Source organism: Spirulina sp. CCY15215 (assembly GCF_016888125.1).
In the GTDB taxonomy this organism is placed as follows: Bacteria; Cyanobacteriota; Cyanobacteriia; order Cyanobacteriales; family Spirulinaceae; genus CCY15215.
Genome location: NZ_JACSWA010000575.1, coordinates 19,191 through 32,450 on the forward strand (window position 1 = coordinate 19,191; position 13,260 = coordinate 32,450).

General features: G+C 45.0%; 7 protein-coding genes. 2 read left to right on the forward strand and 5 right to left on the reverse strand.

What is annotated here, in order from left to right:
- Positions 1-145 precede the first annotated feature (145 nt).
- Positions 146-5,986, reverse strand: a complete 5,841-nt coding sequence (locus JUI58_RS20130) for a translocation/assembly module TamB domain-containing protein (RefSeq protein WP_204105602.1) — start codon at positions 5,984-5,986, stop codon at positions 146-148.
- A 33-nt stretch (positions 5,987-6,019) separates the two neighbouring features.
- On the opposite strand from JUI58_RS20130, the gene JUI58_RS20135 reads away from it, so the two are divergent.
- Entirely contained in the window at positions 6,020-6,766 is a 747-nt protein-coding gene (locus JUI58_RS20135; RefSeq protein WP_204105603.1) for a 4'-phosphopantetheinyl transferase superfamily protein, read from the forward strand.
- A 78-nt stretch (positions 6,767-6,844) separates the two neighbouring features.
- On the opposite strand, the gene JUI58_RS20140 is transcribed toward JUI58_RS20135, so the two are convergent.
- The 4 genes from JUI58_RS20140 to JUI58_RS20155 all read right to left on the reverse strand — a co-directional run bounded on the left by JUI58_RS20140 (position 6,845) and on the right by JUI58_RS20155 (position 10,581).
- Positions 6,845-8,488, reverse strand: coding sequence for a GspE/PulE family protein (locus tag JUI58_RS20140; RefSeq protein ID WP_204105604.1), 1,644 nt, complete (start codon positions 8,486-8,488; stop codon positions 6,845-6,847).
- Between the two features lie 50 nt (positions 8,489-8,538).
- Positions 8,539-8,691 carry a hypothetical protein gene (locus JUI58_RS20145; RefSeq protein WP_204105605.1) on the reverse strand — a complete coding sequence of 51 codons (153 nt, stop codon included), beginning with the start codon at positions 8,689-8,691 and terminating at the stop codon, positions 8,539-8,541.
- 313 nt (positions 8,692-9,004) lie between these two features.
- On the reverse strand, positions 9,005-10,360 hold the full coding sequence (locus JUI58_RS20150) for a hypothetical protein (RefSeq protein ID WP_204105606.1): 1,356 nt from the start codon (positions 10,358-10,360) through the stop codon (positions 9,005-9,007).
- Positions 10,345-10,581 (reverse strand): hypothetical protein, encoded by a 237-nt coding sequence (locus JUI58_RS20155; RefSeq protein WP_204105607.1) that lies wholly within the window; start codon positions 10,579-10,581, stop codon positions 10,345-10,347. Before JUI58_RS20155 ends, JUI58_RS20150 begins: the two co-directional genes overlap by 16 nt.
- A 309-nt stretch (positions 10,582-10,890) precedes the next feature.
- Between JUI58_RS20155 and psaA the strand changes: the two genes are divergently transcribed.
- On the forward strand, positions 10,891-13,194 hold the full coding sequence (gene psaA / locus JUI58_RS20160) for a photosystem I core protein PsaA (protein WP_204105608.1): 2,304 nt from the start codon (positions 10,891-10,893) through the stop codon (positions 13,192-13,194).
- Positions 13,195-13,260: the final 66 nt, after the last annotated feature.

Here is a 13,260-nt window from a genome sequence, read left to right on the forward strand (position 1 = left end):
TCGGCGATCGTCAATAGGAGTTACGCATTGAACAACTAAGGGGCAAAATGTTTGCATTACCATATAAACGCAAGGATCGACTCTTCTACCTTAATATCCCTCGCCCCAACCAATGCTATAAAACTACATATCTAGCAAAAACCCATCAAAACCGCGTTTCAAACTCCACCGATAAACGACTATCCCCCGAAAAATCCGTCGAACCCCGCACGGTAAAATTATCATTTAAGCGATATTGAGTATTAAAGCGCGTCGGTTGATCCGGTGGAGTCAAATACTGTAACACCGAAATCGAAAAATTGCGCCCGAAATCTTTCCCCAACTCCATCGCTACCCCTAATGTTCCCGTGCGTCCCGTATCATCAATTACCTCCGCCGGAAAAATGCTGAAACGATCCAACGCAAATGCGTCAGCAATTTGCCCCTGTACCCCCCCTAAAAGCGCTGTCCCGGCAATATTGGCCAAACCTCCCGCCAGTGCCGTACTATCTCCCCCAGCCACAGCATTAATGAACCCACCCCCCAACAAAGCAATCAATTCAGTTTCACTGCGGCGAGGGCTACTCCTTAAAGTAAGGACTTGTTGCGCGGGTCGTCCCCCAGTTGCCGCCGAATTCTTCAACGTATCCGCCAACTCAAACGCCGTACTGGTCACTTGTGCTTCAATTCGCAAGGTTTGTACGGAACCGATATTAGTGGCAGTATCTCGAACCTCAGAAGTTAGAGTATCGCTTCTCAAAATGGGGCGAGAAGTTTCCAACGCAGACCCTAATAATAGTAAGTCTAACTCCGGATCTAATCCCCGTTCGGGAACGAAACGGGCGATATTGTCATAATTGCGTTCTAAACGAAAAGTTGTGGTAAACAAATTCACAAAACCCCGCTTGAGATGAATTGTACCTTCGGGTTGCAAGTCCGCTAGGGTACCATTAACGAGAAAACTTCCCCCTGCTATAAACTTTAAAATCGGCAATTGTTCGATCGCAAAATTATCCGTGAGAGTCAGTTGTAAGTTATCAAAAGAAACGGAATCTGCCAAACCGACATCACCGCTACCAGACAAATTTCCCTTATCCCCTTGTCCCGCCGCTCCTAAAATCTGTAAAGTGCCATTAGCGATCTCTAATGCCCCGGAAATGATGGGTTCGATCGCGGTGCCGGCAATTTGCATATTTCCCTGAATATCCCCCCTTAATAACCCTTTTAAATTCAAAGCCAAAGTCTCTAGGTTTACCGTCAGGGGGTTTTCTTGGGGTGTGGCTAAAAAAGTCGGTATAGTTCCCGAGGCAATGATATCTCCCCCGCCAAATTTTCCGGTTAAATTCTTGACATCAATGTTATTAAAATTAAGGGCAATTTCCCCGTTGATGTCGGTAATGGGGTCGGGAATGACTTGTAGGTTAACAATGCCATCTTCTAGGCTAATATTGCCATCAGCGATTAAGGTTTTTAAGCGTTTCGTCTCGGGATCGATGGAACCATTAATTTTCACATCAACTTTGCCTTTCCCTCCTTCCCATTCCAATTGCTGACGGGTGAGAATATTAATAATTGCCAGTCCGTCATCTTCAAGATTAGCTTGCAAACTTAAGGAATTATCTTCAGGGGGTAAGGCGATGGGGATGGGTAGGCGATAGGGAATAACCCCGGTTAAAGTTAAAGGGGTTCCCTCTTCTGCTAAGAGACTCTTGCCGGAAAATCGCAAGCGTGCTTTGTTATAACTGAAGGTACCTTCGGCAGAATAAACGTCAGTATCGTTAATTTTGGTATCGGCAATATCCACTCTACCTCGTGCTTGGGGGTTTTCTTGGGTTCCGGAAAGGTTGGCGGTTAAATTGATACGACCCCCAAAACCGATCGCAGGAGGTAAGGGGAGTAAATCTTGTAAGAGGATAATGGGGAATTCTGTCACGTCTACTTTACCGGAAATTCCTTCTCCGCCATAGGTTCCCGATACTTGCACAAATCCTTCTCCGGCTCTCACTTCTAGGGGTAAGATGGTAATCAGTCCTTTTTCGATGCTGCCTTTAGCAACAACAGTATCCGCTTCAAAGGAACCCCATTGCCAATTTAATCCGGAAAGATCGAAGTCTGCGTCAGTCCCCGCAAACCCTTCTCGGAGTCTAGTGGATATTTGGATCGTCCCGTCAAAATTACCGCGCAGGTCTGCTAGAGGTGGTACAGGAAAGGCTTTCTGGCGTTCTTCTTCTTGTAGGTCTTGAAGGGTATTAATCTCTGACAAGCGACGGAGTTGGTTGAGTATCGTGGTTTCATCCACAGAACCCACGGCAAAGGTCTTTAAGTCCTCTGCCTTTCCAGGTGCATCTCTTTCAAGGGTGCGGGCGAGGCGCAAGAAATCCTGAAAGTCTTTGAGGCGAAAGGTTTTTAAGAAGTCCTGAATATCTCCATTGGCGATTTGAATATCTCCCTGAATTTTGGGATCGCTAAATATCTCACTGACTCTGGCATCAAGGAGATATTGGGTTTCTCCCTCACTCAAATCGCCTTCCTCGAGGATGATCGCACCGTTAGTATAGGCAATTTTGCCCCTAAAGTGATCGCCGCTAACGATTCCAAATACCGGATCGGCGATCGCAATATTGCCTGTTGTGTCAAAGGTTTCCATGTTGACGGCTAAGTTTCCCTCCAAGTTACCGGAGAGGGGTTGTGCGGCGACGACGCGGGGGAAGAGGTGCAGGGGTGCTATTGCTTTGGCTAAAGCGAGGGGCAGGTTCGCTATCTCTGCGTTGAGAATGTTGCCTTCTCGTTCTCCAGTGGCGGTAAATTCGTCGAGTTTGATGGCAAAGGTTTCTGGGAGATAGTTGCGATCTAAGGTTGCGGTAATTTTATCTCGGATTCCGCGTATGTCTGCGTTGCCTCCTTCTCCCGCTACAAAATTGACTTCTCCGGAAAGGACGGGATCGAGGACGAGTTGATTAAAAGCGACACGATCGAGGGAGACTTGACCTTGCAGGGAAGGCGATCGCGTTGTTCCCGAAATGTTGCCCGCAAATCCCGCAAACCCAGAGAGAACAATACTTTCCCGATCTAGCCCCCAGGCGGTAAAACGGGCAACTTCTGTTTTAAGTCGTGCCAGATCGATGTTCTGTAGGTTAGCATCAAAATTAAATTCTCCCAATGCTCCCATAATATCCCGTTCTAAAAGGGAGATAAGATTAACATTTAGGTACCCTGTTGCGTCTAATTGGTCTGCTGCTGTGGCTTTTTCAATCTGTAACCGGGACCCATTCCAAGCAAAGAGGGCTTCTAGGGGGCGATCGATCAGGGAAACGCCTTCACTGAGGTTAATTTGTCCTTTTGCTTTTAAGGCGCTGGGCTGGAATTGTACTAAGTTGGCATTGATGTTAATATTGCCAGTTAAAATTCCTCGTAATTCTGAAGAAATGCGATTGATTTGCAGTCCGCGAGGCATGAGATTTGCTTGGAGATTACCTCCTGCTAAAAGGATATTATTGGCGGTGATATTGCCTCCCATTGCATTAATTAAAGCTGTCCCCGTGCCGCGAATTCCTTGTAAATTCAGGGCATTTAAAGACCCTGTTAAATTAAAGTTTCCAGAGGCGATCGCATCTAAGTCAGAGGGAATTTGTGGGGTGATGCGACTGGGGACAATTCCCGATGCTTTGATCTTCGCTTGCCAATTCCCTTCATTAACATTAAATGTAGCATTTGCTCTCCCTCCTGCCAAATTTACAACTTCTCCCCTTCCTTGAACCGATAATTGTGCCAGATCGAAAGCAAATTGTTTCCCGATCGCGGATAATTGATAATTAATATCGGCAGTACCGGAAACTCTGCCTAGAGATTTGCGGTTGATTTTCAGATCCGGAGGTAAAGTCACCAATTTAGAAAGTTCTTCTAGTTGGATATCTCTTGCAGAAACATTGGCTGTGAGGGTATTATTAACAAATTCAAAACCCGTTGCACTGCCTTCTCCTCCTGCAACCCCTACACTCATTTTTCCCGTTCCTGTTAAGGTTTCGGGGAAAAAACCTGCTAATGTTCCTGTAATATTGAACTGTCCTGCTAATGTTCCTAAAGGCGGTAAAGAGAAGCGATCGCCAATAAAAGTAGGGGCAATTTCTCCGATATTCACACCAGAAGAACGCAGAATCGTCGCAAATTGATTATTGGCAATATTTAGATTATCAAGTTGAACCTTTCCCCTCGCTAAATTGAGACTAGCATTACCCCGAACGATCGCATTTTTGACAATAGCATCGAGATTAAAATTCTCCAGAGAACCCGATACATTTAATTTAGCATTCGCCTTCCCCACTTGGCGACGAGTTTCAGTAGGAAGAGGAAGAACTTGCCCCAAACCCACATCAGAGACTAAAATTGTGCCATCATAACGCCCATTTTTAGCACGAAAATTATTCACCGTAACGCGACCTTCTCCCAACAGAATATTACTGTTAATTGTTGCCTCAAAATTCTGCCAGCGATCGAGAGGAATAGAAACTCGCGATCGCGCCGACAAATTGCCAAAATTGAAAGGTAATCCTTCTGATTTTATCCCATAAAGACTGGCAAAGTTTGTTGCGGGGATATTGTTAAACGTAACATTGGCGATCGCTTCTCTCTTTTTGAAAGCAAGACTGCCATCTCCGGTAATTTTTCCTCCTAAAACCGGATCGAGAGTAAAGCGATCGACAGTCAAAACTTGTTGATTAACTGCTAGATTGAAAGCGGCATTAACTGTTTTTAAAGTAATGCGATCAAATTGCGGTAAACGGCAAGGTTTTTTCGACAAACAAGCATTTTTAACCACCCCCGAGAGAATAATATTATCAAAATCTCCTGTCAGTTTGCTCTCAACTTCAACAACCCCAGATAAAGAAAGATCGGGAGGTTTGATATCTAGTGTTTTAAACAGTGTCGAAAATGCTACCGGTTTTACGATCGCAGCCATATCAAAACCAGATTCTCGCGATACGGTACCATCAACTTGAGTGGCAATATCTCCTAAATAAGCTGTAACCTTTTCTAACTTAGCAACTTGTCCTTGAAAACGAATTGAACCTTGAGGAATCGTCAAAGGCTGAGAAAGGCGATCGCTAATAACGGCAAGTTTAGCAATTGTACCAACTCCAGTAATAAAAGGTAAAGTATCAAGAGAAAAAGGATTTCCCGAAATGGCGATCGTCGCATTAATACCCGCTTCCCCTTGAACATCTGCAATCTGATAATCTGCCAAACGTAAAGGAATAATATTTTTAAATTCTTCAAGATTAACTTTACTCGCGATCAATGTCAGTTTCGCTTCCAAGTTAGCAATCTTCTTCCCAGGAATAATACCTTTGCCTTTGAGGGAAAATGTACCACCTGCGGGAAAAAATCCCTCCAAATCTGCAACCCGAACATCTTCATATTTATCCTTAAGATACACAATCGATCGCGTTATAGAAAGGCGGATCGGCGGTTGAAATTCTCCATCTTGATAGCGACTGACCGCAGTTAAATTGCTATCGAAAATACGGACAGCAGAAACATTAATCTTCACAGGAAAATCACTTTCAGGAAAAGGCGGAATATCCAACCAATTGCGCTCTTTTCTTTGTTCGATATAAGCATCGGCTTCGATGAGAGAAATATCTAAATTTAACCTGCGATGAGTTAGAATCGAAATGGGATTATAACGAACCCGAATACTTTGAACTGTAGCGGTATCGGGTTGATCTGAAGTACTGGGAATCACCGTTCTGCCCAAACGCAGTCCCGTGGGAGAAAATGATTCGAGATCCCCCAATTCTACCGGACGTTGAAGCAGATTTTCGAGAATAATTTCAACCCGAGGGGAGAGAAAACGCGGGGCGAAAAATTGTTGGACGAGAATCCAAAAAATGGCTAGACCTCCCGTCGTCCCAACCCCTAAAATGAGTAAAACCCGCAACCAGAAATTGCGTCGGTGTTGGGGGGGTGGGTTGTTTGGGCGATCGCCCGATCCGGGTAACAGAGTCATAGCTTTCTCACTCGTCTCACACTTCTTTGCATTATGAACGAAGATCGAAAATTTAAGGAAACACAAGCTAAGTTTTTGCAGTCTCTCCCAGACATTTTAACCCGATCGCCGCCGGAAATTTGCGTTTGGCAATGTTGCGTCCAATCTCCCCCTATGACCGTAAAAACATTGGTAAAGTTGCTTTCCCAGGAAGAAAAAAGCAAAGCAGAGAGATTTCACTTCCAACGCGATCGCGATCGCTATATCCTCGGGCGGGGACTGTTACGAGTATTATTAGGGCATTATTTGGCACGAGATCCCCAGAGTTTGACCTTTGTTTACTCTGCTAGGGGAAAACCCCTCTTAAAAGGCGAAACCCTGCAATTTAATATCTCCCATTCTGGGGACTTAATTTTGTATGGGGTGAGTCGCGATCGCCCCATTGGAGTTGATATCGAGCAAATTCGCCCCCTTCCTGACGCGGTAAAATTAGCCGAGCGTTTTTTCTGTAAGGCGGAATGGGAGAAGATTCGCGATTTACCCTCATTTTCAACCTCAAGGGCATTTTTCACCGCTTGGACGCGCAAAGAAGCATTTCTCAAGGCGACGGGGGAGGGAATAGCAGGGTTAAAAGATGTCGAAGTTTCCCTCTTACCCGAGGAACCCGTGCAAATTTATCGTATTGGGGGAAAAGTCGCAGTGGGGTGGAAATTGTGGCCGATCGATCTAGAATCAGCTTATGTTGGGGCTGTAGCAGTGCAAGGAGAAAATGATTTAAGGCTTGAAATGCGATCGCTGTGAATTAACTATTGTTGGATAACGCGATTTTGACTTAATGTGTATTAAGATCATTTCGCAATTTTATTTTTGTAAATCTTCTCATTCTCCTAATGCCTTCCGACGTAAAGAACTGTAAGGCAAAACTCGCAAAATTTCCTCAATAGTTGTCACCCCTAAAGCAACTTTATCAATGGCTGCAATGCGAAAAGAAGCAAACTTAATCTTCTTTAAATAGCGGTGTAATTGGGTCATTGTGCCATCATAAATAATTTCTCGGACAGTATCATCTACATCCAAAAGTTCCACGATCGCCTCCCGTCCCAAATATCCCGAATCAAAACACATATTACACCCTTTTCCCCTACGCCATTGGGAAGTATCGATGCGCTTGGGATCTACATTTAACTTATCAAAATCTTGTTCCGTGGGGATATAAGGTTCAGCGCAGTGGGGACAAACTCGCCGCACTAAACGCTGTGCCACAATACCCAATAAAGCATCGCTGATCAACCCTGGATCGGGGCCGATATCTTTAAGTCGGGGGATAGCACCAGGAGCATCGTTAGTATGAAGAGTAGTGAGAACTAAATGTCCTGTTAAGGCTGCTCTCACAGCAGTTTCGGCGGTTTCTTCATCGCGAATTTCCCCCACCATAATAATATCTGGGTCTTGGCGCAAAATCGCCCGCATTCCTGCGGCAAAGGTCATTCCTGCGGCTTCATTGACTTGAGTTTGAGTAATGCGAGGCAAAATATACTCAACGGGGTTTTCTACGGTGACGACGTTAACGTGTTCCGTGGAAATCACTTGCAAACTGGTATATAGTGTACTGGTTTTCCCCGAACCCGTGGGACCGGTAAAGACGATAATTCCTTGGGGTTGAGTCAACCAAGTTTTATAAATTTCGAGGGTTTTGGGGGAAAATCCCAGATCGTTGAGAACTTTAAAGGGATTTTTGCGAGGTAACAAACGAACGACGGCCTTTTCTCCGAATACACAAGGGAGGGTACTGACTCGCATATCCATACCTAATTCTGCTTGTTCCCCCGAGGCATATTGTTCGCCGATACGTCCATCTTGAGGTTTACGACTTTCGGCAATGTCGATCTCTGACATGACCTTTAAGGCAACAATTACTCGCCGACTGATTTCAATGGGTAGGGTAGTGATATCTCGCAAAACACCATCGATACGATAGCGCACTCTCAACCCTTCTTGCATGGGTTCGAGGTGAATATCACTGGCACGGTTTCTTAAAGCACCGGAAATGAGGGTTTTAATGCGTTCGATCTGGCCGACTGCTTTAGCGAGATAGAGTTCTGTGGTTTCACTAATATTTTCTTGTTCTGTTAATCCTGTGAGGGGGTTTACAAAAGGATTAGCGGTGATATTTTTAGGATTGTAGTGATAAGTGTGATACCACTTGTTATAACTTTTATCTATAACGCGAACAATTTCGATTTCTGCGAAAGTGCGATCGCGCATCATGCGTAGATCTGCCGCAGAAATATCTACGGGACTGCCTAAATAATAACAATTTTGCCAGAGGAGTAGGGGAACAACCGGAGGTAAGAGTTTTTTGTGGGGAAATTCGCGAAAAAAGCGATCGCTGACTTCTGAATCGAGTAAGGAGGAGTCGATTAAACCTTCTTCATCAACTAACATAGCTAAAGCGCGATCGCAAGTAATTTGACGATTTCTTAACTGTTGCCATGCTGTCGGTATTTTGATCAGTTCGACCACATTTCTACCCTCAAAACTCTCATATTTTCCAATTCTATAGCAAAAATTGATTATGAGGTAGGGGTTTGGTCTCCAAACCCCTGTCTTGCTGTCACGAAGGGAAGGGCGATCGCGGCAAGAATCAAACTTAATAAAGCAGGAATGAGAGGCAGCCACCAACCGCTTAAAAAGGCAGTATAGCTAATTGATTGATAATCCCTCATGGATTTTATAAATATTTCTTAACATTTTTTTGCGTTAAAATCCTTGCTTTTTCTGATTTTTTCTGTTATTTTTAATTTTATTATAATGGGAATATTTTGACCTATTTATAACTGCCACTATTACCCATTATGAAATAAATATATTAAATACAACTAAAGTAAGTATATCATAGGGCGATCGCGAAAACAAGAAGCAAATAAAATTATTTGCTACAATCAACAGGCATATCGCTTTATCTGAGATGAATTACCCCAACTAAGTCAAAAAGTGTTTAGTTGGGGCTTTGTGCTTTAGAGAGAACTGCTCTCAACATTAATCGATTGAGAAGTTCTCGGATGGCGGATCGATAGGAGTTTCTTGAGTGGATTCTATATTTTCCGTTTCAGAAACAGAACTTTCTGTATCCTTAACATTATTTTCTACCGATATCGGTTCTTGCTCCAATTCTGGCATAGGAATTTCTTCCTCTAATATTTCCTCTTCTGGTGTTGTTGTTTCATCCGGAATAAGTTCTTGAGCAGATTGGGAAGATGAGCTTTCCTCTAATATTTCCTCTTCTGGTGTTGTTGTTTCATCCAGGATAAGTTCTTGAGAAGATTGGGAAGATGCGTTTTCCTCTAATAGTTCCTCTTCCGAGGTCAGTTCTTGAGAAGGTTCAGAAGGAGAAATTTCTTCTAATTCAATGGACTCGTTTTCAGGACTTTCTAGAATAACTTCTTCATCAGTAGTGGGAACTTCTTCCGATTCGTCCTCCACAATAATAGGCGCAGTTTCTATCGGTTTGTAATTCGGATCGACAATTGGACTCGCATCTAATGCCGCCAATTCACCGTTAATCAATAGAGAAAGAGTATCTTTTCCTCCAGGTTGATAATTAAAAAGACCCACTGAAGTGTTAAAAGTATTATTAACAGGATTGCCATATTCGTCTAAAAACTCGAGTTTCACCCAATTAATACCCGGCTCAAAACCTTTAAGATAAATCGGACTCCAGCGATCGAGCAAGAAACTCTTCCCATTCGCAGTTACGCGAATGCGCCAATCGGCAATTTCATCATTATTACTCTCTTGGGCAACCAAATGAAGAGGAGCATTGGCCACATAAAAATCGAGGAGAATCGGCTCTGCTCCATAATCTCCTTGGGGACTATTGTAAGTCAAAATGGGTTGAGAAGTATTGGGCGTATTTTGAGGAGTTGGCGTAAAAAGAGAAAATGTTGTTTGAGCATAAGCCCCCTCATTTTTAAAACTTTCTCCCCAAGGTTTCACCGCAAACACCCGTAAAGTATGAGTACCCGGTGCTACATCTTCTAAAACAAGAGCTTCTTCGAGATCGTAAACTTCTCGCATTGGCTCATTATCCAAAATCACAGCAACATGGGGTCCCAAACCTAGGTCGCGATCGCGATAAATAGGCAAATCATCCACCCGCACTGCAACAGATACTTGAGTATCAGCAATAATTTCCTCAGTTTTAGGGCTAACAATCGTCACTTGAGGCTGATAGCGAAGTAAACTCCGATCCAACTCAACAAAGGCTTGGGGGGGAGCCGCTTCCGCTAAAGATTCTAGTTCGTCCCCTGGAGGAGATTGTAGAACCTTGCTTTCAATGCGATCGCCACACCCCATCAGTCCCCAACTCAAAGCAAAAATCAAAACCCCAGACAAAAACAATTTGCTCGATTGAAACAAAATCCTTGAAAATGCCATTTCCCCTCCTTGGGCGATCGCTTCAGTTTACAAACCTCTGGTTTTAGCAGACTTAACACCAGACTGCCCGATCGCAAATTTAGCTTGAGAGAGGGGGAAACATCAAGCACTAGAACCGGAAAAGCCGCGATCGCCACATAGTCAAGGAGAAATATTTCATTTTGTAAAAAAAACCTCATTATGACTTGACTTTTCCCCCTTTCCTATTGAACTAAACCCTCAATCGAACAGAGGATTTAGCTAAGTTTAAATATTGTTAACATATCTCAACGAAAAGAACGAACGCACCGTATCATCTACTTCATAAGTGGTTTTAAAAGCAAAACCCCCCTAAAGACACATCTCAATTGAACACTGAGATGTTAAATAATTAAGGGAAAACAAGGCGACATCTTAATTCCGTCGGCTTTTCAAATCAAAAAATTGTTTGGCAAATTCCCCTTACAGGGAAAATGCTTGTCCATTGTTGTCTAGGGAGGAGAACCCTCATGACAATCAGTCCTCCAGAAGGAGAGGCAAAAGCAAAAGTAGCGGTTGACACCGATCCCGTACCCACTTCCTTTGAGAAATGGGGAAAACCGGGTCATTTTCGTCGTGACTTAGCCAAAGGGCCCAAAACCACCACCTGGATTTGGGACCTACACGCCGACGCACACGACTTTGACAGTCAAACCAGCGACTTAGAAGAAATTTCCCGCAAAATCTTTAGCGCGCACTTCGGCCACCTCGCCGTCGTGTTCGTTTGGTTGAGTGGGATGTACTTCCACGGTGCTCGCTTCTCTAACTACACGGCTTGGTTGCAAGATCCGCTCAACATCAAACCCAGCGCTCAAGTCGTCTGGCCTGTTGTCGGTCAAGAAATATTAAATGGTGATGTTGGTGGCGGTTTCCACGGCATTCAAGTCACCTCTGGCTTTTTCCAAATGTGGCGTGCCAATGGCATTACCAACGAGTACGAACTATACTGCACCGCTATTGGCGGTCTAGTTATGGCTGCTCTGTGTCTTTTTGCCGGCTGGTTCCACTACCACAAAAAAGCCCCCAAACTGGAATGGTTCCAAAACGCAGAGTCGATGATGAACCATCACTTAGCGGGTTTATTGGGATTAGGATGCTTAGGCTATGCGGGACAGCAAATTCACGTCTCCATGCCCATTAACGCTTGCTTAGATGCGATCGATGCCGGAAGCCCCCTCACCGTAGGCGGTAAAGTCATCGAAACCATTAGCGACATCCCCCTACCCCACGAGTGGATTTTGAATCCGAGCTTAATGGCGGATATCTATCCCAGTTTTGCCCAAGGCATTATGCCGTTCTTTACCTTGAACTGGGCAGTCTATTCAGACTTCCTCACCTTTAAAGGCGGTTTAAATCCAGTAACAGGCGGACTTTGGCTCAGTGATACCGCTCACCACCACTTGGCATTGGCGGTATTGTTCATCATTGCCGGTCACATGTACCGCACCAATTGGGGTATCGGTCATACCTTTAAAGAGATCATGGACGCTCATAAAGGCGATCCTCTTCTCTTTGGTGGTGAAGGTCATAAAGGCATTTACGAGATCTTTATTACCTCTTGGCACGCCGAACTGTCTTGGCATTTGGCCTTGCTCGGTTCCCTGACCATCATCATCGCCCATCATATGTACGCGATGCCCCCATATCCCTATCAAGCGATAGACTACGGCACGCAATTGTCCCTCTTCACTCACCATATGTGGATTGGTGGCTTCCTGATCGTAGGGGCGGGCGCTCATGCGGCAATCTTTATGGTGCGCGACTACGATCCTGCCAAGAACGTTAACAACGCTCTCGATCGCGTCCTGCGGGTACGCGATGCCATCATCTCTCACCTGAACTGGGTTTGTATCTGGTTAGGCTTCCATAGCTTCGGGTTGTACATTCACAATGACACCATGCGAGCTTTGGGACGACCCCAAGATATGTTCTCGGACACGGGCATTCAACTGCAACCCATCTTTGCCCAGTGGATCCAAGGAGTTCATGCGGCAGCAGCCGGTGCTACAGCACCCTTTGCCCTCAACTCCGTTAGTCCTGCTTTCGGTGGTGATATCGTTGCCGTGGGTGGCAAAATTGCAATGATGCCCATTAAGTTAGGCACTGCCGACTTTATGGTTCATCATATCCACGCTTTCACCATTCACGTCACCGTACTGATCCTCCTCAAAGGCGTTCTTTACGCACGGAGTTCTCGCTTGGTTCCCGATAAATCCGAACTCGGCTTCCGCTTCCCTTGCGACGGTCCAGGTCGCGGCGGTACCTGTCAAGTTTCCGGTTGGGATCACGTCTTCTTGGGCTTGTTCTGGATGTATAACTCCCTCTCCATCGTAATTTTCCACTTTAGTTGGAAAATGCAATCCGATGTTTGGGGTACAGTAGCACCAGATGGAACAGTCACTCATATCACCGGCGGTAACTTCGCTCAAAGCGCAATTACCATTAACGGTTGGTTGCGAGACTTCCTGTGGGCGCAAGCAGCTAATGTCATCAACTCTTATGGGTCGGCCCTTTCGGCTTATGGCATTATGTTCCTAGCGGGTCACTTCATCTTTGCCTTCAGCTTGATGTTCTTGTTTAGCGGTCGCGGCTACTGGCAAGAATTAATCGAGTCCATTGTTTGGGCTCACAACAAGCTGAAACTTGCTCCCGCCATTCAACCTCGTGCGTTGAGCATTACCCAAGGACGTGCAGTGGGTGTCGCTCACTACCTCCTCGGAGGCATTGTCACCACTTGGGCATTCTTCTTGGCGCGAATACTCTCCGTGGGTTAAACGTCCGGTTGAAAGTCTAACTTCTTACCCCATCAAATTGAATCAATCCTCTTTGATGGCGGTAAG